This window comes from Pseudomonas monteilii NBRC 103158 = DSM 14164, assembly GCF_000730605.1.
Lineage (GTDB): Bacteria > Pseudomonadota > Gammaproteobacteria > Pseudomonadales > Pseudomonadaceae > Aquipseudomonas > Aquipseudomonas monteilii.
In genome coordinates this window covers 55,587-74,108 of the sequence record NZ_BBIS01000051.1, presented here as the reverse complement: position 1 = coordinate 74,108, position 18,522 = coordinate 55,587, and the positions used below count along the sequence as shown (strand labels likewise).

The 18,522-nt window shown below is 62.4% G+C and carries 16 protein-coding genes; 5 read left to right on the top strand and 11 right to left on the bottom strand.

Annotated features, from left to right (window positions below; genetic code table 11):
- The first annotated feature begins 213 nt into the window (after window positions 1-213).
- Window positions 214-1,110 carry a formate/nitrite transporter family protein gene (locus tag PM2_RS24210; protein WP_028698531.1) on the top strand — a complete coding sequence of 299 codons (897 nt, stop codon included), beginning with the start codon at window positions 214-216 and terminating at the stop codon, window positions 1,108-1,110.
- 3 nt (window positions 1,111-1,113) lie between these two features.
- Here the strand turns inward: PM2_RS24210 and PM2_RS24205 are convergent, their stop codons facing one another.
- Entirely contained in the window at window positions 1,114-2,205 is a 1,092-nt protein-coding gene (locus PM2_RS24205) for an MBL fold metallo-hydrolase (protein ID WP_028698532.1), read from the bottom strand.
- Between the two features lie 130 nt (window positions 2,206-2,335).
- Between PM2_RS24205 and PM2_RS24200 the strand changes: the two genes are divergently transcribed.
- Together PM2_RS24200 and PM2_RS24195 are read left to right on the top strand one after the other, a co-directional pair.
- Window positions 2,336-3,409 (top strand): diguanylate cyclase, encoded by a 1,074-nt coding sequence (locus PM2_RS24200; RefSeq protein ID WP_028698533.1) that lies wholly within the window; start codon window positions 2,336-2,338, stop codon window positions 3,407-3,409.
- 51 nt (window positions 3,410-3,460) lie between these two features.
- Window positions 3,461-6,046: a bifunctional diguanylate cyclase/phosphodiesterase gene (locus PM2_RS24195; protein WP_028698534.1), complete on the top strand. Its 2,586-nt coding sequence runs from the start codon at window positions 3,461-3,463 to the stop codon at window positions 6,044-6,046.
- 87 nt (window positions 6,047-6,133) lie between these two features.
- Here the strand turns inward: PM2_RS24195 and PM2_RS24190 are convergent, their stop codons facing one another.
- The 8 genes from PM2_RS24190 to PM2_RS24160 form a co-directional block, all read right to left on the bottom strand.
- A complete protein-coding gene (locus PM2_RS24190; protein ID WP_016713809.1) occupies window positions 6,134-6,460 on the bottom strand; it encodes a DUF2025 family protein in 327 nt (108 codons plus the stop codon).
- Window positions 6,461-6,610: 150 nt separating this feature from the next.
- A complete protein-coding gene (locus tag PM2_RS24185; RefSeq protein ID WP_016713808.1) occupies window positions 6,611-7,480 on the bottom strand; it encodes an efflux RND transporter periplasmic adaptor subunit in 870 nt (289 codons plus the stop codon).
- 12 nt (window positions 7,481-7,492) lie between these two features.
- On the bottom strand, window positions 7,493-7,699 hold the full coding sequence (locus PM2_RS24180; RefSeq protein ID WP_016713807.1) for a DUF1656 domain-containing protein: 207 nt from the start codon (window positions 7,697-7,699) through the stop codon (window positions 7,493-7,495).
- On the bottom strand, window positions 7,686-9,674 hold the full coding sequence (locus PM2_RS24175; protein WP_028698535.1) for an FUSC family protein: 1,989 nt from the start codon (window positions 9,672-9,674) through the stop codon (window positions 7,686-7,688). The genes PM2_RS24180 and PM2_RS24175 overlap by 14 nt, the downstream gene beginning before the upstream one ends.
- A gap of 183 nt (window positions 9,675-9,857) precedes the next feature.
- The gene (gene ccoM, locus PM2_RS31855; RefSeq protein WP_008097462.1) at window positions 9,858-9,974 is read right to left on the bottom strand and encodes a cytochrome c oxidase subunit CcoM; all 117 of its coding nucleotides are present in this window, start codon (window positions 9,972-9,974) and stop codon (window positions 9,858-9,860) included.
- Between the two features lie 135 nt (window positions 9,975-10,109).
- Entirely contained in the window at window positions 10,110-10,271 is a 162-nt protein-coding gene (locus tag PM2_RS31245; RefSeq protein WP_016713805.1) for a hypothetical protein, read from the bottom strand.
- A 66-nt stretch (window positions 10,272-10,337) separates the two neighbouring features.
- Window positions 10,338-10,667: a hypothetical protein gene (locus PM2_RS24165; RefSeq protein ID WP_016713804.1), complete on the bottom strand. Its 330-nt coding sequence runs from the start codon at window positions 10,665-10,667 to the stop codon at window positions 10,338-10,340.
- A gap of 62 nt (window positions 10,668-10,729) precedes the next feature.
- Window positions 10,730-11,425 carry a M949_RS01915 family surface polysaccharide biosynthesis protein gene (locus PM2_RS24160; protein ID WP_016713803.1) on the bottom strand — a complete coding sequence of 232 codons (696 nt, stop codon included), beginning with the start codon at window positions 11,423-11,425 and terminating at the stop codon, window positions 10,730-10,732.
- A gap of 162 nt (window positions 11,426-11,587) precedes the next feature.
- Between PM2_RS24160 and rapA the strand changes: the two genes are divergently transcribed.
- Together rapA and PM2_RS24150 are read left to right on the top strand one after the other, a co-directional pair.
- Window positions 11,588-14,434 (top strand): RNA polymerase-associated protein RapA, encoded by a 2,847-nt coding sequence (gene rapA / locus PM2_RS24155; RefSeq protein WP_016713802.1) that lies wholly within the window; start codon window positions 11,588-11,590, stop codon window positions 14,432-14,434.
- A gap of 237 nt (window positions 14,435-14,671) precedes the next feature.
- Window positions 14,672-16,936, top strand: coding sequence for a putative bifunctional diguanylate cyclase/phosphodiesterase (locus PM2_RS24150; RefSeq protein ID WP_028698536.1), 2,265 nt, complete (start codon window positions 14,672-14,674; stop codon window positions 16,934-16,936).
- On the opposite strand, the gene PM2_RS24145 is transcribed toward PM2_RS24150, so the two are convergent.
- Window positions 16,836-17,723: an NAD(P)-dependent oxidoreductase gene (locus PM2_RS24145; protein WP_016713800.1), complete on the bottom strand. Its 888-nt coding sequence runs from the start codon at window positions 17,721-17,723 to the stop codon at window positions 16,836-16,838. The two genes, PM2_RS24150 and PM2_RS24145, sit on opposite strands and share 101 nt — an antisense overlap.
- 169 nt (window positions 17,724-17,892) lie before the next feature.
- Window positions 17,893-18,204: a DUF2288 domain-containing protein gene (locus PM2_RS24140; protein ID WP_016713799.1), complete on the bottom strand. Its 312-nt coding sequence runs from the start codon at window positions 18,202-18,204 to the stop codon at window positions 17,893-17,895.
- Between the last annotated feature and the right edge of the window lie 318 nt (window positions 18,205-18,522).

Genomic DNA, 18,522 nt, shown 5'->3' with positions numbered 1-18,522 from the left:
ACTACCGCTTTCTTTCGAAAGCTAACAACTTCAAACACTTACCGCTTGCCCCGAAGCGTTCATCGCTGCGAGGAGGCGAATAATACGCGCTTTGAAATCAGAGTCAACACCTTGATCTGAAAAAACTTTCCGCGCGTGTTTTACCCCCCCACCTGGCAACTAATGAAAGCGCCACGGATCTGTAGAGAACCCCCCCCACGGAGCGTAGCGGCCATGAGCGATGCGCAAAGCGAGAAAACCCCGGGCCTGTCTGCAGATGAAGAACAGGAGGTCAGCCACAACCAGCCGCCGCGGGCGGCAGTGCTGCACGAGATGATCCGCTACCAAGGCGATCAGGAACTGGAACGTACCCTCGCCGCGTTGTGGTGGTCGGCACTGGCCGCCGGCCTGTCCATGGGACTGTCGCTGATGGCCATGGGGCTGTTCTACGCACGCCTGCCGGAAGGAGAGAGTGCCCAGGTGGTCGCCAGCATCGGCTACAGCGCCGGCTTCCTCGCCGTGATCCTGGCACGCCAGCAACTGTTTACCGAAAACACCCTCACCGCCGTGCTGCCCGTAATGACCACCCCCACCCTGGCCAACTTCGGTCGCCTGCTGCGCCTGTGGGGCGTGGTGTTGCTCGGCAACCTGGCCGGCACCCTGCTAGTGGCTTGGGTCATGCTGGAGCTGCCGATATTCGACAGCAAGACGGACGTGGCTTTTCTGGAGGTTGGCCGCAAGGTCATGAAGAACGACCTGAGCCAGATGTTCGCCAAAGGCATCGTGTCGGGCTGGATGATCGCGACCATGGTCTGGATGATCCCGTCCATGGAGCACGCCAAGGTCTGGATCATCCTGATGATCACCTACCTGATGGCCCTCGGCGATTTCACCCATATAGTAGTGGGCTCCGTCGAGGTGTCCTATCTGGTGTGGGCCGGCGATGAAACCTGGCGCAGCTTTTGGCTGGAATTCGCCTTGCCGACCCTGACCGGCAACATTATTGGTGGCAGTTTCATTTTTGCCCTGATCAGCCATGCCCAGGTACGCAGCGACAGTGGCAAGCCACCCTCGCACCTGCTGAAAGACGACCAAGCCCCGTGCCGGCGCAGCGAGGATGACCACAACTGAATCTCAGCGTGCCGCCATCGTGCGCTCTTTGGCGTGGCCCCGCTGACGCACAGGCCGTGGCTGCCACCAGTTCTGCCCGGCATGCGGTGAGTCAAGACTGACCCGTTCGCCCATCTGCGGCGTGCTCAAGCGCACCTGGGCCTGGTTGGCCAGCGTCAGTATGCGTTCAAAAGGCTCCTGCCAGCCGTGGGTAGACAGGTCGAACGTACCGTTGTGAATTGGCAGCATCCAGCGCCCGCGCAAATCCAGGTGGGCCTGCAGGCTCTGCTCCGGCTGCATGTGTACGTTGGGCCAGGCGACGTTGTAGGCGCCGGTTTCGATCAAGGTCAGGTCGAACGGCCCGAAACGCTCGCCTATCTGCTTGAAACCGTCGAAGTACCCGGTATCGCCACTGAAGAACACCCGCACATCGTCATCGATGATCACCCAGGACGCCCACAGCGTCCGATTGCTGTCCAGCAGCCCGCGCCCGGAAAAGTGCTGTGCCGGGGTGGCGACAAAGCGCACGCCCTCCACCTCGCTTTCTTGCCACCAGTCCAGTTGGCGCACCTTCGCCGGAGCCACGCCCCAGCTCATAAGTAGGTCGCCCACGCCCAGTGGGGCCAGGAATACCCCGGTGCGTGGCGCCAAATGGCGAATCGCCTGCTCGTCGAGGTGGTCGAAATGATCGTGCGACAGTACAACCGCGGCCAGTGGCGGCAACTGGTCCAGCGCCAGCGGTGGCGCATGGAAGCGCAGCGGCCCCGCCCACTGCACCGGCGAGGCGCGCTCGGCGAACACCGGGTCGGTGATAAAGAAGCGCCCGCGCAGCTTGAGCAATACTGTGGAATGGCCCAGGCGCCACATGCTGTGATCAGGGGCGTCGAGCACCTGCTCGCGGGTCATGGGCTGGAGGCTGATCGGGGTAGCCGGCCGGGTTTGCGGGGGCTTTAGCAGGAACAGGTACTTGAGCCCGATGCGCAGCTTTTTCAGCACCCCATCCTGCGGCAACGATGCCTGGTTGTGAAAACGCCCATCCCGCTGTGGCGCCGGCTCGCCGGCAGCGTTGGCCAAAGGGACCATCAGCAACACTCCGAGCAACAGGAAAGCCTTCATGTTACCCCACAGTGATCAGATCAACCGTGAATTGGCTTGTAAGGTCATTTTTCGCCGCTGAAACACTGTTCAACAATATTCATGCGAGTTATGCGATAAACGGTACCCCGGAAGAATAGCGATGTACACGATGGACAACCGCAGCGGGAAAGGCCTTTCATTCGTCAAGCGCATCTACCTGCCGCGCGTCATTGGCCTGGGCATCGGTCTGTTCAGCGTCATGGCGGCCATTGCGCCGCTGTCTCCCCCCACCTGGGCATGGCTGCTGGTGCTGTGCAACGGGTTGCTGTGGCCGCATATGGCCTACCTGTGGGCAAGCCGCTCGGCGATGCCCTACCAGGCAGAACAGCGCAACCTGCTGCTGGACTCGCTAATGGGCGGGTTCTGGACTGCCGCCATGCATTTCAACCCGCTCCCCAGCGTGACGGTACTTTCCATGATGACCATGAACAACGTCGCAGCCGGCGGCAAGCGCATGGTCTTTCGTGGGCTGCAGGCCCAGTTGGCAGGCATGCTTGCCTCCATCCTGCTGCTCGGCCCCGGCCTGCAGCTGACCGCTACCCCTCTGCAGGTGTACGCCTGCCTGCCGATGCTGACGCTGTACCCGCTGGCCCTGGGCTGGGTGTGCTACCAGCTGGCGATCAAACTGGCTGACCACAAGCGCCGGCTGAGCGCCCTGAGCCTCACCGACAGCCTGACCGGGCTGCTCAACCATGGCGCGTGGAAAGACCTGCTAATGCTGAAATTCCAGGCCTGTAAACAACAGCAGGGGCACGCGGTCATCGCCCTGATCGACATCGACCATTTCAAGACCATCAACGATACCTTCGGCCACGTGGTCGGCGACTATGTGCTGCGCCAGCTGAGCGCCGAGCTGCGCCGTAATCTGCGCGAAGGCGACCAGGCCGGGCGTTATGGCGGCGACGAGTTTTGTGTGATGCTGCCGGACACCAGTGAAGCCCAGGCTTGCCAGGCCATGGAGCGCCTGCGCGAGCAGGTCGCCAACTACCGCAACCCTCAGTTGCCGCACCTGCGCATCAGCCTGAGCATCGGCCTGTCACCCTTCGAAGCTACCCTGGAGTCACCCGAGCACTGGCTCGACCAGGCAGACAAGGCGCTTTACACCGCCAAGCACGCCGGCCGCAACCAGGTCAATTTTGCCCGCAGCGAGGCTTCTACGCTCAAGCTGGCCTATCCTGATTGAACCTCCTTCCTGACTGCCTGGCGGGAGGCTGCTTGAAGGAGCCGCTCACGCATGGCCAGGAATGCCAAACTCCACCCCGCCAGCCCCACACCGCGCTTTCAGGTGCGCCGCCTGATTGCCGGTTTCAGTGCAGTTTTCGGCCTGGCCTGCCTGGTTACGCTGGGCGCACTGTTCAACATCGCCGCCACCCTTGATCACCAGGAGCGTCAGCGTAGCGCCTTCCATGCGAACCAGGCCCTGGAGCAGCGACTCATCGCCTCGCGCCAGTTCTTGTCCAGCTATGCCGTGTGGGATGCTGCATTCGAACACCTGGCGGGCCAGGTAGACTGGAAATGGGCCTATGAAGACAAGAACGTGGGCGAGTCGCTGTACAGCGCCAGCGGCTACGAAGGGGTGTTCGTTGTAGAGGACAGCCGCACCACCTACGCGTTATTCAAGGGACAGCCCAGCCAGGCAGGCGCTGACACTTATATAGACGCGCCCCTGCAGCCGATCATCGACCAGGCCCGCGCCGCGGCCGTACCACGGGAACAGACCTCCCGTTACGTGCTGTTCAACGGCTGGCCGGCCGTGCTGACTGCCGCCGCTGTTCGACCGGATCGCGATGTCACCGACAGTGAGGTACGCCAGGCCCCGGTGATGCTGTTCATCGACCAACTAACCGAAGACAAGCTGACACGGCTGGGCACCGGCGCCGGCCTTACCGGCATGCATGTGGACAAGGACAACAGGGGCGAGCATGGCCACTTGCGCATCGAACTGGGCGATACCGGCTACCACCTGGCCTGGAACAGCCCGCTGCCGGGGCGCCAGCTGCTGTGGGCCGTCTTGCCGCCACTGGTAGGCGCGCTGCTGATGCTTGGCATGATCATGCTGTACCTGTTTCGCCTCACCCTGCGCAGCTCGCGGGCAATCGGCCTTACACTCACTCACCTGCAACAGAGCAACCAGGCGCTGGAAGCCAGCGAGCAGCGATTTCGCGCGGTGGCCGAATCGGCATCCGACTGGATCTGGGAAACCGACAGGCAACAACGCCTCACCTACCTGTCGCAACGCTTTGCCAACGTCACCGGCTACCCAGTGGACGACTGGCTGGGCCAACCGCTCAACCAGTTGCTTGCCTGCGATACCACCCCGCTCTCACCTTGGCTGGACGCCCTGACCAGCGCCGACCCACAACAGTTGGCCAATTTGCGCTGTACCTACCGCGACCAGAATGGCCAGAACCGCTACTGCAGGATTTCGGCCCGCGCCATCTGGTATGACGACAAGCCCAGCGGTTTTCGCGGCACCGCCAGCGACATCACCGACGAAGTCGACGCCCACGCGCGCATTCAGCACTTGTCGTTGCACGACCCACTGACCGGCCTGGCCAACCGCAACAAGCTCGCCAGGCACCTGGAGCAAGCCCTGCTGCGTGGCACCGACTCGCCACCTTTGAGCCTGCTGCTGCTGGACCTCGACAACTTCAAACCGATCAACGACTCACTCGGCCATGCTGCAGGGGATGCCGTGCTGCAAGAGGTGGCGACGCGTCTGCGCGATACCACCCGCGACGGTGACCTGGTAGCGCGTCTGGGCGGCGACGAGTTCATCCTGGTGCTAAGCGGCATGGACAACCGCAACGAAATCGACCGTTTCTGCGCGCGCCTTATCAGCCTGCTGCAACAACCCATCACCTTCGACAACCAACCTTTGCATGTCGGTGCCAGTATTGGCGTCGCCCAAACCCGCACCCAGGGTTTCGATGCGGGCGAATTGATCCGCTGCGCCGACATTGCCCTGTACCAGGCCAAAGCCGATGGCAAGAATACCTGGCGTTACTTCGCTGCCGAGATGAACCAGCAGATCCAGTACCGCCGCCAGTTGGAAAACGACCTGCGCCGGGCCCTGCGCAATCAGGAGTTCGAACTGCATTATCAGCCGCGCTACCGCCTCAGCGACCGACGCATCGTAGCGGTCGAAGCCCTGCTGCGCTGGCAGCACCCGCAGGAAGGGTTGCTGGGGCCAGACACTTTCATCCCGCTGGCCGAGCAAAGCGACATCATCGTCGCGCTGGGCCGCTGGGTGCTGCGCGAGGCTTGCCGCACAGCCCATGACTGGCCAGCCGACATTCTGGTTTCGGTGAATCTGTCGCCCGCGCAGTTCCTGCGCAGTGACGTGGTAGCCGATGTGCGTGAAATCCTGCTGGAAACCGCCTTCCCGGCCCAGCGCCTGGAGCTGGAAATTACCGAGAACGTGATGCTCAACGACATCGAAGGCGCGCTGGGCACCATGCTCTCGCTCAAGGAGCTGGGCGTGCGCCTGAACATGGATGATTTCGGCACGGGTTACTCATCGCTGGGCTACCTGCGTACCTACCCGTTCGACAGCATCAAGATAGACAAGCGCTTCATCAGTGGCCTGAACAACAACAACGGCAGCGACCGTGCGGTGGTTCAGGCCATCATCAACCTGGGCGAAGCGATGGGGTTGACGGTGACTGCCGAAGGCGTCGAAAGTGAACAGCAGCTCAAAGCATTGGAAAACGACCGTTGTCACGAAGTACAGGGCTATTTCATGAGCCGACCGCTGGACAGCGCCGGGCTGGAGGCGTTGTTGCACCAAACATCCCAAAGCAGCAAACAATCTCTGTAGGCGCGGGTTTACCCGCGAACAACGGCAACGCCGGTGCCATGCACCGCGTTGGATTCTTCGTGGGCAAGTCAGCTCCTGCAGGGGGCATCAGGGCTGTTGCAGGCTGCGCTCGGCCACGATCTCTGGCAGGTCCTGGCGGCGCAGGTAAGCACGCAGCGGCTCACCAATATTCAAGCGGTCATCCACATGCTGCTCCAGCAACAGCGCCAGCCGCTCACGGCACAACGCCATGCGCTGCCCTTGCTCAGGCCGCCAGACAAACTCGTTGCACGGGGTAATGCTGTCGTCGGCCACGTCCATGCCGAACGAATCCTCGGAAAAACGCACAATATGGACACCGCGCTTGCCATGAAAACCGACAAAGCCCTTGAGCTGGTCGGCAGCGTTGCAGATGTCCTGGGAAGTGATGGCCATGACGTAACCTCGCAATGATATCGGAAGATACGCACGCCTGGCGGGGGATGGGTCGCCTCTACCGGGCAACTCGCAAGCCGCAGCCTAACGCAGGTGCGCACGAACGCGCCATGGTTTTCAGCGCTCACCGCTCAGGGTGTAGTGCTGGAGCTACTGCCGATCCCGGTCCTCATGCACCTGCACACTGGCCGTCATCCCCGCACTCAGGGTCACCCCTTCCGGCACCTGGTCCAGGCGAATCCTTACCGGTATGCGCTGGGCCAGACGCACCCAGTTGAAGGTAGGTTCCACTTCCGGCAGCAATTGGCTGTCCGGGTTGCTGTTGCGGTCGGTAATACCGCGGCTGATGCTCTCCACATGCCCTTGCATCGGCTCACCCGCCCCCATCAGCCAGACTTTCACGGTATCCCCCACACGAATACGGGGCAGCTTGGTTTCCTCGAAGTACGCCTGGATATAAAAGGTTGAATCATCCACCAGGGCCATGACCGCTTCCCCGGTGTTCACATAATTGCCTTCGGCCAGACGCAGGTTGGTGATATGCCCGCTGCGCGGCGCCCGCACTTCACTGCGCGCAAGGTTGATCCTGGCCACCTGCAACTGCGCCTCGGCTTCGTGCAACTCGCCACGCGCGATGGCCGCATTGATCTGGGCGTTTTCACGCAACTCGGCACTGATCGCCTCGGGCCCCAAGGCCGTGCGTCGGGCGGCTTCGCGTTCGCGCAGGCGCAATTGCTGGGCGCGGGTCTCGGTCACGGCGCTGGCCTGGTCGAACGCGGCCTGGAAGCGCTCGCGGTCGATAGTCATCAACAGGTCGCCCGCCTTGACCTGCTGGTTGTCATGGACCTTAAGCCCGCGTACCCAGCCGGACACGTCAGGCGCAATCACCACCACATCGGCGCGCACACGGGCATCGCGGGTCCAGGGGGTAAGCATGTAGTACTGCCACAGCTGGTAGCCGGCCAACACGGCCAAGGCCACCACACACAGCGTCACCAAGGTACGTACGGCCGCACGCATCGAAACACTCCTTCATAAAGGCCCCAGCAGGCGTACCACCAGGAACAACACACAAACGAACAGCGCCGCGTCAAACAGCGCCTCATGCCAGATCCAGCGCCCCAGCGGCGTGGCCTGCACCACCAGGCGCAACAGGCCGGTGAGCAGCAGCGCCAGCAACACATAAAGCAGAAACGGGCTGAGCAGCACGCCGCCCACTTCCCATTCACGCAACCCCATGGGCTTCCTCCTGCCAGCGGCACCACTTGCCCCAGCTTTTTTGCAGTTGCAGCACCGCACCTTCCGCCAGCCGCAACGGGTCGCTGGCAGGCAGCCGGCGCAGGGCCGCGATGAATTGCTCACTGGCGGTGTCCAGGCGCTGCCCGCGCCCGGCGGCAGGCCCTTTGGCCAGCACCGCCTCCACCTGTTGCAGGTACTCGCGCTCGGCACGCCCCAAGGGGGCCTGGGCGACCGCCAGGCACATGCGCAGGTGTACCAGTTCATCACCAATGTCCAGCCCATGCAGGCCGTCGTCCCAGCGCTTGCGCTCGTCTTCCGGTAATTCACTGGCATGCCGCGCCAGTTGCATCAGGCGGTCAGCCATCCGCCCGCCAAACCAGCTGTCAGCCCCACGCAGGTCGCGCCGGGTCAGGCGCACCAGGTCGCTCTGGGTGGCTGCGCGCAGTCGCCGGCCCAACCAGGCCGGGTGACGAAACACCAATAAACGAAAGGCCATGACTGCTGCAGACACCCCCACCAACATGGCCAAGGCACTGTTCAGCATGGTCGCCACACCGAACTGCATGGCGTTGAGCGGCGACACCAACACAATGAAGTGCAGGCAATAGGAGGTGGCCGTGGCCCCGGTACGGGGGTGGGCCATGCCCAGCGCACCAAGAAACAGCGGCACACCCATGGCAAGGCACAGCATGGCGAAGCTGCTCCACTGCGGCAGCACAATTTGCCCGACCAGAAACGCAGCAGGTATGGCCAGGAAAATCCCGCGCAAAAAACTCAAGCCAATCTGCGCGCCGTTCTCACGGCTGGCGAACAGGCTACAGACTACGCAGGTCAGCACCAGGCCACCCGGCGCCGAAGGCCAGGCCGTGGCCAACCAGAACCCGCTCATTACCAGAAAGGCCAGCGCGCTGCGCGAACCAAACAGCAAGGCCATTGACCAGTCGCGGTGCGCAGCCAGGCCTTGGGACACATCCTTGGGCGCCCTGCCCGCCTCCACATCCTCCAGCGCCTGGCCGGCAGCCATGGCGTAATCCAGCAGCAGGGCCATGCGCGCCAGGCAGAAGTGCTCCGCCGAACTGATCTGCTCATCGTGGGCGGCATCCCAGATACGTTGGCGCAGCAGTAACAGGCCGGGCTTGTCGGGTTTGCCCAACAGTGTGCGCACTTCGTGCAACCAGGGCGCCAGGTGCTCAGCCTCCCGCTCATCCAGTTGCCGCCACTGACGGCGCACCGAACGGGAGATGCGCAACAGCACCATCAGCTTCTGGCTGAGCCCACGAATGGCGCGGGCACGCTGCCGGCCTCGGTTGCCTTCGAACCAGGCATGTTCGCGCTGGCTGTCGATGGCCACGATGCGCCCCAAGCTCTCCAGCAAGCCTTTGCGCGCCTCGTCCTCGCCACCCAGCATGGCGCTGGCAGCTTGCAGACCGTTCTGCCAGGCCTGTCGGGCCTGCCCGCCCAGTTGCTGCTCCACGCGCATGGGCCAGAGCAAGGCACTGCTGGCAGTGGCGCAGAAAATGCCTAGGCAGATCTCGGTGCAGCGCGCCACCGCCTGGTCAAACACCTGCAGCGGGTGGTCGATGGCCGGCAAGGCGATGATGGCAGCGGTGTAGCCGGCCAGCACGAAGGCATAAGCCCAGGCGCTACGCAGCTGGGTGGAGGCGGCGGTGCACAGGGCCAGCCAAAGGGCCAGGGTGAGCAGAAACAAACCTGGGGTCTGTGCAAACAGGCCAATGAACAGCACCGACATGACGGTGCCAACCAAGGTACCCGCCAGCCGCGCCAGGCCCTTCTGCACCACCATGCCGGACAGCGGCTGGGCGACAATGAAAGCGGTCATCAGTGCCCATGACGGTTGCTCCAGCCCCCAACGCATCGCCAGCCACAACGCCAGGCCGCCACCGAGCAGAGTCTTGATGGCGAACTTGAGGGCGAGGCTGCTGGGGGCGAACAGGGCCTGGAAGGTAATGGGCACGAAGCGGACCTTGCGGGGATGGTCTTGTAGAAAAGATAGACAATGGGGAGCAGGATAAAGTAGAAATGGATAATTAGCTAGCTAATCATCTTTATCGAGATGCAACCAAAACACAAATCCCAGGCAAAAAAATGGGCGACCGAAGTCGCCCTAAATGCCTTGCGTGCTCGTGTACCCGGAAGGTCAGCGCGGCTTGCGCTTGTTCGAGTCCTTCCAGATGAAAATGCCCAGACCGGCAAAGAAGGCAAACATCAACCCAACCGTTACCACACCGGCGATAACCACGTTGTCGAAGAACATGCTGGCCTCCCCATTCGTTTGCCGTTGTCCGATGGGTGCAAGATAACCAATGTGGTGGGGGGGAAAATTGATCGGGATCAATGGTGCCCGAGGCCGGGCACGCGAGGGGGGTGCAGGGTTGACCTGCGTCAAATTTCAGCGCTTCTTCGGCTTGCTCTTGGGTTTCTTTTTCTTGCTGCTGTTCAACGGCAGGGCCTGCTCGAACGCGTTGCGCATGTCGTTCAGGCGCTTTTCCTTGAGGTCGTGGACGCGCTTGGCGCGTTCGGCATCGAAATCGATGAGGTTGTCTTGGCTCATGGGTGGGCTCGACGATCTACTGAGACTTGCATGATGAGGCCAGCCGCAGGTGCTGACCAGCCCCTGTCAGACTTCGATATCCACCAGCAGCCCCTGGCGTACGTGTTCGCCCATCAACGGGGCCACCGGCACGGTGTTGTCGGCGTTGACCTCATCACCAGGCATGGCACTGTAGCGTTCCTGATCGCCCTTTTGCCTGCGTTGCTGCTGGCGACGTTGTTCATCGCGCAGCAACAGTGCTTGCTCTTGCGGGTCACGCTGGTGCTTGAGGTCGATGGCACTTTCGCCGGACGCAGGCTGCGTCGGCACCACCGGTTTGATGTCGGGGGTGGGTTTGACCGGGTCCTGTTGCGAGGTCACCGGGGCGGCACTGAGCGGAATGATCGGCGGCAGCATGGACGTTCTCCTGTGCCCCTGTATCGGCAGGTGCGGGTTTACCTTGATGTCATGGACAACATTTACTCGGTTTCGTCGTCAGGCTCGTCGTCATCTGGCGGGCTGGCTTCGCTCCAGGGCCGCTTGTAAACCTGCTGCCAGACCGCGTCCATATGGTCGCGCAACACCTGCGGCGCGGTTTTCAGCGAGGCACTGTCCTCGCGCTCGCCACCGACCGGTTCCTCGCCCGCCGGGGTGATCAGCGACTGGCCGGTAATGGTGTAGCTGGCCTGCCCTTCGCGCATCTCGATGGCGATGTCGTGCGGGTCGATACCGCCGCCACAGAAGGCATGACTGGCTACCGTCACCTCGGCGACACCGTCCTTGTTCAAGTCGCTGGCATCACTGACGTCGGTGTAGAAGTCCACGTCCAGGTCCAGCCCTGGGCAGGTGGTTTCCTGCTCGATCTGCCAACGCGCCTTGAATGCATCACTTTCGGCTGTGCGCCCGTACAAGGTGGCCTTGAGTACCACCTTGTCCACTTCCTGTTCGCTTTCCGGGTCACTGGCCTGGCCATCGCTGCGGCTCAGTACCAGCAGGCCTTCACCGTCGCGGTCGCGGTAGTGCACGCTCTTGATCGGCGTCTGGACGCCCAGCACTTCAAGCTGTTCCATCGGAATGGGGGGCAAGGTCTCGAAATTCTTCTGCTCGCAGGCACTCAGCAGCAGCAGGCTGCCCACGGCCATGGAAGCGCTCATCCAGCGGTGCTTGGCAGACATATAGAAGCGGTGCCCTCGTCGGCTGCACAGTGCGAGGCGATGAAACAGCTAGACTGACTTACTTCCTGTTGTCGTTCAGCACCTTTTGGTGCGTTCGCACTTTGGTCTGACCGGCCGATCCGTTAACATAATCGGCTTTTTCATCGCGGGAGTTCAGGCAGTATGGCGCAGCAGTATCAACCGGGGCAACGCTGGATCAGCGACAGCGAAGCCGAGCTCGGCCTGGGTACCATCCTGGCGCAGGATGGCCGCCTGTTGACCGTGCTTTACCCGGCCACTGGCGACACCCGCCAGTATTCCCTGCGCAATGCGCCGCTGACCCGCGTGCGTTTCTCGCCCGGCGACCAGATCACCCACTTCGAGGGCTGGAAGCTGACCGTGCGCGAGGTCGAGGACATCGACGGGCTCATGGTGTACCACGGCCTGGACGCGCAGAACCAGCCGCGTACCCTGCCAGAAACCCAGCTGTCGAACTTCATCCAGTTCCGCCTGGCCAGCGACCGCCTGTTCGCCGGGCAGATCGACCCACTGTCGTGGTTCAGCCTGCGTTACAACACCCTGCAGCACACCAGCAAGCAGATGCAGTCGGCACTGTGGGGCCTGGGTGGCTGCCGCGCGCAACCGATCGCCCACCAGTTGCACATCGCCCGCGAAGTCGCCGACCGCAGCGCCCCGCGCGTATTGCTGGCCGACGAAGTGGGCCTGGGCAAAACCATCGAGGCTGGCCTGGTGATTCACCGCCAGTTGCTGTCGGGCCGTGCCAGCCGCGTACTGATCCTGGTGCCGGAAAACCTCCAGCACCAGTGGCTGGTGGAAATGCGCCGCCGCTTCAACCTGCAGGTAGCCCTGTTCGACGCTGAACGCTTCATCGAGAGCGACGCCAGCAACCCGTTCGAGGACGCCCAGCTGGCGCTGGTTGCCCTGGAGTGGCTGGTCGACGACGAAAAGGCCCAGGATGCGCTGTTTGCTGCCGGCTGGGACCTGATGGTGGTCGACGAAGCTCACCACCTGGTCTGGCACGAAGATCAGGTCAGCGCCGAATATGGCCTGGTCGAGCAACTGGCCCAGGTGATCCCGGGTGTGCTGCTGCTCACCGCCACCCCAGAGCAGCTTGGCCAGGACAGCCACTTTGCCCGCTTGCGCCTGCTCGACCCCAACCGTTTCCACGACCTGGCCGCCTTCCGTGCCGAGAGCGAGCACTATCGCCCGGTCGCCGAAGCCGTACAGGAACTGCTCGACGAGGGCCGCTTGTCGCCCAAGGCGCACGCCACCATCCAGGGCTTCCTGGGTGCCGAAGGCGAAGCCCTGCTGGCCGCGGTCAACGATGGCGACACCCAGGCCAGTGCGCGCCTGATTCGCGAACTGCTTGACCGCCACGGCACCGGCCGCGTGCTGTTCCGCAACACACGTGCCGCAATTCAGGGCTTCCCTGAGCGCCAGTTGCACCCCTACCCGCTGGCCACGCCCGAGCAGTACCGCGACCTGCCGGCTGGCGAACACGCTGAGCTGTACCCGGAAGTGGCCTTCCAGGCCCAGGGTGAGGCAGCCGACGACGAACGCTGGTGGCGTTTCGATCCACGCGTCGACTGGCTGATCGATACCCTGAAGATGCTCAAGCGCACCAAAGTGCTGGTGATCTGCGCCCACGCCGAAACCGCAATGGACCTGGAAGACGCCCTGCGCGTGCGCTCCGGCATCCCGGCGTCGGTGTTCCATGAAGGCATGAGCATTCTCGAACGCGACCGTGCCGCCGCCTACTTCGCCGACGAAGAATTCGGCGCGCAGGTGCTGATCTGCTCCGAGATCGGCAGCGAAGGTCGTAACTTCCAGTTCGCCCACCATCTGGTGATGTTCGACCTGCCCGCGCACCCCGACCTGCTCGAACAGCGCATCGGCCGCCTGGACCGGATCGGCCAGAAGCACACCATCCAGCTGCACATCCCGTACCTGCAGGACAGCCCGCAAGAGCGCCTGTTCCAGTGGTACCACGAAGGCCTCAACGCCTTCCTCAACACCTGCCCGACCGGCAACGCCCTGCAACACCAGTTTGGCCCGCGCCTGTTGCCGCTGCTCGAAGGTGGCGAGAGCAAGGCCTGGGATACACTGGTGGCCGACGCCCGCAGCGAGCGCGAACGCCTGGAGGCCGAACTGCATACTGGCCGCGACCGCCTGCTGGAGCTCAACTCTGGCGGCGCTGGCGAGGGCCAGGCGCTGGTCGAGGCCATTCTTGAACAGGACGACCAGTTCGCCCTGCCGATCTACATGGAAACCCTGTTCGACGCCTTTGGCATCGACAGCGAAGACCATTCCGAGAATGCCCTGATCCTCAAGCCAAGCGAGAAGATGCTCGACGCCAGCTTCCCGCTGGGCGACGACGAAGGCGTGACCATTACCTACGACCGTGGCCAGGCGCTGTCGCGCGAGGACATGCAGTTCCTCACCTGGGAGCACCCGATGGTGCAGGGCGGCATGGACCTGGTGCTGTCCGGCTCGATGGGCAACACCGCAGTGGCGCTGATCAAGAACAAGGCGCTCAAACCGGGCACTGTGCTACTCGAACTGCTGTTCGTCAGCGAAGTAGTAGCACCACGCAGCCTGCAACTGGGCCGCTACCTGCCGCCGGCGGCACTGCGCTGCCTGCTCGACGCCAACGGCAACGACCTGGCATCGCGCGTAGCCTTCGAAACCCTCAACGACCAGCTCGAAAGCGTGCCGCGCGCCAGCGCCAACAAGTTCGTCCAGGCCCAGCGCGATGTGCTGGCCAAGCGTATCAGTGGTGGTGAAGAGAAAATCTTGCCGACCCACATCGAGCGCGTGGCCGAAGCCCAGCGCCGCCTGGCGGCAGAGGCCGACGAGGAGCTGGCCCGCCTGGTGGCACTGCAAGCGGTCAACCCGAGTGTGCGTGACAGCGAAATCAACGCCCTGCGCAAGCAGCGTGAAGATGGCCTGGCAATGCTGGAAAAGGCCGCCCTGCGCCTGGAAGCCATTCGCGTGCTGGTGGCGGGCTAAATACCGGAGCTATGGGGCCGCTTTGCGGCCCCATAGCCGGCACAGCAGCCCTGATCTCGCGAGCCTCTATTACGGTCCAAACTCTTTATTCCTGGCCGCAATCACGCTGATTACCAAATCGTAGGAATCAATGTGCCATTAGTCAGGAAGGCTTAAATACTCCTTCCTATACTGCCTCTGGACAGTCTGCACAGGGTTGTAGCGCAGACGAGTGAAAACTCGATCAAGAGGCATTCCATGGAGTGGTTAGGGCTGCAACTGTTCGCCGACTTGCCGGCAACCGGGCGTATCGTCATTGATTGCCGTCATGAACCGTTTCTGGTTCTGCTCGCCTACTTCGTTGCCTGCGCGGCCTGCTTCGCCACGCTCGACATGGCCGAGCGACAATCCCACAGCCCCGAACCCACTGCCCACCGCCAATGGAACATGCTCGGCGCTTGCTGCCTGGCCGGTGGCATCTGGGCCATGCACTTCATCAGCATGCTGGCGTTCCAGGCACCGGTGGAAGTGCATTACGACGTTTCCCTGACCATTCTTTCGCTACTCATCGCCCTGGGCGTAGCCTGGCTGGCCATGTACAGCCTGGAACGCACACAAATGCGCGTGCATCATTTTGTGCAAAGCGCAGTGTTGATTGGCCTGGGCATCATCCTCATGCACTTTGTCGGCATGGCCGCCTTGGAAACCGGCGCCGTGCAGTATTACCAGACCGGCCTGCTGCTGGCCTCTGGCGCCATTGCCCTGCTCACCAGCCTGGCCGCGTTGTGCCTGGCCCGCTACTTCCGTAATGGCAGTGGCACTCTTTATCAGGCCATGAAGTACGGCGCCAGCCTGCTGATGGCTGCCGGTATCGTCGCTACCCATTTCACCGCGATGTCGGCCATGACGCTGGTCATCCCGGCCGATACCGCCCTGCGCCTGCCTTCTGGCGACAACAGCCTGCAACTTGGGCTGGGCATCGGCTTCATCACACTGCTCATCAGCGGTGCCAGTATCAGTGCCGCATTGGCCGACAAGAAGTTGCAGAGTAAAGAGCACGACCTGCGCCGGGTCAGCGTGCTACTCAGCCAGCTGGACCAGGCCCGCGCCTCGCTGCAACAAGCGGCGCATTACGACGCGCTCACCAATCTGGTCAACCGCCGTGGCTTCAACCAGGTGTTCGCCGAGCGGCTGGCCGAACACCAGGCCAGTGAAAGCCGCCTGGCGGTGATGTTCCTCGACATCGACCATTTCAAGCGCATCAACGACAGCCTCGGCCATGACGCCGGTGACGAGTTGCTCAAGGTGATCGCCAACCACATCAAGGCCGCCACCCGCAGCCAGGACCTGGTCGCGCGCTTCGGGGGCGACGAGTTCTGCATCGTGACCAGCCTCAATAACCGCGACGAAGCCCGCCATCTGGCCCAGCGCATCATGCAACGAATGAAAGAGCCGATCGACCTGGGTGGACGGCGCATGGTCATGACCACCAGCATCGGTATCAGCATCTTCCCTGACGACGGCACCAGCGTCGAAGAGCTGCTCAAACATGCCGACCTGGCCCTGTATCAGTCAAAGGACAACGGGCGCAACAGCCTGAACTTCTTCAACGACAACTTGAAGACCCAGGCCACGATGGCATTGCAACTGGAAGAAGAACTGCGCATGGCACTGCTCGAAGAACGCGGGCTCTGCGTCCATTACCAGCCCATCTTCGATATGCGCAGCGGGCAGCTGGCCAAGCTGGAAGCCTTGGTGCGCTGGCAGCATCCGCAACATGGCCTGCTCGGCCCCGAACGCTTTATCGGCATTGCCGAAGCCAACGGCCTGATCATCGACCTCGACCTGTGGGTACTGCGCCACGCCTGCAACGATCTGGCCCACCTGCAGCGCTATGGCTACGGCGACTTCAAGGTCACGGTCAACTGCTCGGCCGTGACCCTCAACCATGACGAGCTACCCAACGAAGTGGAGAAAGCTCTGTTTCACGCCGGGCTCTGCGCCCGGCAACTCGAGCTGGAAGTGACCGAGAACGCCCTCATGGGTGATCTCCAGCACACGGTGAACCTGCTCAAGCGCGTTCGCGCCCTGGGTGTGACGCTGTCGATCGACGACTTCGGCACCGGCTACTCGTCTCTGGCCTACCTCAAACGCCTGCCGCTGGATGTACTGAAGATCGACCGCACGTTCCTGCAGGATGTGCCGGGTAGCCAAAAGGATCGGGAAATCGTCCAGGCGATCATCGTCATGGCACACACGCTGCACTTGCAGGTGGTCAGTGAGGGCGTAGAGACTACGGAACAACAGGCGTTCCTCAAAACCCACGGCTGCGACTATCTGCAGGGTTACCTGCTGGGTCGCCCGGTACCACTGGCCGAGCTGCGACCACTGCTGGAGCGGTTGCAGCGCCAGGACGGCGTGCTCAACCCTTGTTACGGTAAAGTTCTACCAGGGTCGCCGGATCTTTTTGCAGGTAACCCTGGCTACCGTGCAGGCGCATCAATTGCGCGGCGAGGCCACTGAGCGGCGTCGCCGAACCCTGCTCGCGGGAGAATTTGACCGCGCCATCAAGGTCCTTGAGTAGCGTGCGCACATGCCACTTGATCGGTTCGAAGCGGCTTTCGGCCATTTGCGGCGCCAGGATCTGCAGGGGCTTGGAGTCGGCAAAGCCACCGGCCAACGCTTCGGCGATCAACGTCGCATCCACCCCGGACTGCTCGGCCAACGCCACGACTTCGGCAATGACCAAGGCGTTGCACGCCACGATCATCTGGTTACAGGCCTTGGTCACCTGGCCTGCGCCCACCGCCCCCATATGCGTCACCCGCTGGCCAAGTACCTGCAGCACCGGCCGGGCACGCTCAAGGTCAACCGCCTCGCCACCGACCATGATCGCCAGGGTACCGGCTTCGGCACCGGGCGTGCCGCCAGACACCGGGGCATCCAGCCAGGCCATGCCACACAGCGCGGCCAGTTCGGCAGCCATTTCACGGGTGGCGGTGGGCTCCAGGCTGGAGAAATCGATCAGCAACTGGCCACTGCTTCCACCCTGGGCAATGCCGTGTTCGCCGAACACTACCTCGCGCACCACAGCCGTATCGGCCAGGCACAGCAGCACCATGTCGCTGCCCTGGCACAGTTCGGCGGGGCTGTGGGCCAGGCGCGCACCGGCGGCGACAAGTGCAGCGCACTTGTCCGGGCTACGGTTCCAAACGGTCAGCGGATACCCCGCCGCCAGCAGGCGTCGGCACATGGGCAGGCCCATCAGACCGATGCCAGCAAATCCAAGCGAAGGTAGTGCAGTGCTCATCAATGACTCCCGACTGTTCGAATTGTTTTACAGGTTGGCAGCGGGGTAGACACATTACGCATCCCGTAAACTGTTACCGCCACGCCGAATTGTTACTTCCCTCTACCCGCCTTGAATGCTTTCAAGCACCAATAAGGGGCTACTGCGCATTTTTGCGCACCAAAAACGATCACGCCACTTCGGGGCCCTTCACCTGAATCACGATGAACGGCGAAACCACTACCGCCCAGATCTCTGGATCGCGGCTTTGCAGGTCCAGCGCTTGTTCGGCCGACACCGGCCCAACAGTGCCATCACTACGCCACTTGGCGAAGATCTCGCTGCGATTCTCGGCCATCGCCTCGGCAACGGTGATCAGGTCCAGGCTGGGGTCGACCCAAATCAGGTCACCCTTGGCCCAGAAACGCTCCAGCGCTTTCCACTCGATGATTGCCGTCTCGCCAAGCAATTTGGCATAGAGGGTGCTTGTTTGATCAGTCATGGGTGATATCCGCAAAAATCGGCCAATAAAAAAGGCCGGCATTTTTGCAGAAAAACCTGGTTTCAAATATGTAATTTGGTCGATTGACCCCGAAGTTGTGGGGTGGGGTCACAGATACAGGCAGTTTGATGGCGCCTTTCTGTATCTTTCTGTCGATCAAGCGACAACCCAGGAAACAGGCACTTTTCGACCGCTTTTCAAGCGCTCGAACAGCGCTCTACACTGTACCGGTACAGTTCCGGGACATGTTCCGGGGGAAGGTGGGCTTGCGCGTTGGCATGGCCACGCCGCAAATCCCGCCCGGTCTGTAGCCCTGGC

What these genes read in the sequence shown, in the direction of transcription:
- PM2_RS24210 (WP_028698531.1), top strand. Translation starts at nt 214, where the DNA reads ATGAGCGATGCGCAAAGCGAGAAAACCCCGGGCCTGTCTGCAGATGAA.
- PM2_RS24205 (WP_028698532.1), bottom strand. Translation starts at nt 2,205, where the DNA reads ATGAAGGCTTTCCTGTTGCTCGGAGTGTTGCTGATGGTCCCTTTGGCC.
- PM2_RS24200 (WP_028698533.1), top strand. Translation starts at nt 2,336, where the DNA reads ATGGACAACCGCAGCGGGAAAGGCCTTTCATTCGTCAAGCGCATCTAC.
- PM2_RS24195 (WP_028698534.1), top strand. Translation starts at nt 3,461, where the DNA reads ATGGCCAGGAATGCCAAACTCCACCCCGCCAGCCCCACACCGCGCTTT.
- PM2_RS24190 (WP_016713809.1), bottom strand. Translation starts at nt 6,460, where the DNA reads ATGGCCATCACTTCCCAGGACATCTGCAACGCTGCCGACCAGCTCAAG.
- PM2_RS24185 (WP_016713808.1), bottom strand. Translation starts at nt 7,480, where the DNA reads ATGCGTGCGGCCGTACGTACCTTGGTGACGCTGTGTGTGGTGGCCTTG.
- PM2_RS24180 (WP_016713807.1), bottom strand. Translation starts at nt 7,699, where the DNA reads ATGGGGTTGCGTGAATGGGAAGTGGGCGGCGTGCTGCTCAGCCCGTTT.
- ccoM (WP_008097462.1), bottom strand. Translation starts at nt 9,974, where the DNA reads ATGTTCTTCGACAACGTGGTTATCGCCGGTGTGGTAACGGTTGGGTTG.
- PM2_RS31245 (WP_016713805.1), bottom strand. Translation starts at nt 10,271, where the DNA reads ATGAGCCAAGACAACCTCATCGATTTCGATGCCGAACGCGCCAAGCGC.
- PM2_RS24165 (WP_016713804.1), bottom strand. Translation starts at nt 10,667, where the DNA reads ATGCTGCCGCCGATCATTCCGCTCAGTGCCGCCCCGGTGACCTCGCAA.
- PM2_RS24160 (WP_016713803.1), bottom strand. Translation starts at nt 11,425, where the DNA reads ATGTCTGCCAAGCACCGCTGGATGAGCGCTTCCATGGCCGTGGGCAGC.
- rapA (WP_016713802.1), top strand. Translation starts at nt 11,588, where the DNA reads ATGGCGCAGCAGTATCAACCGGGGCAACGCTGGATCAGCGACAGCGAA.
- PM2_RS24150 (WP_028698536.1), top strand. Translation starts at nt 14,672, where the DNA reads ATGGAGTGGTTAGGGCTGCAACTGTTCGCCGACTTGCCGGCAACCGGG.
- PM2_RS24145 (WP_016713800.1), bottom strand. Translation starts at nt 17,723, where the DNA reads ATGAGCACTGCACTACCTTCGCTTGGATTTGCTGGCATCGGTCTGATG.
- PM2_RS24140 (WP_016713799.1), bottom strand. Translation starts at nt 18,204, where the DNA reads ATGACTGATCAAACAAGCACCCTCTATGCCAAATTGCTTGGCGAGACG.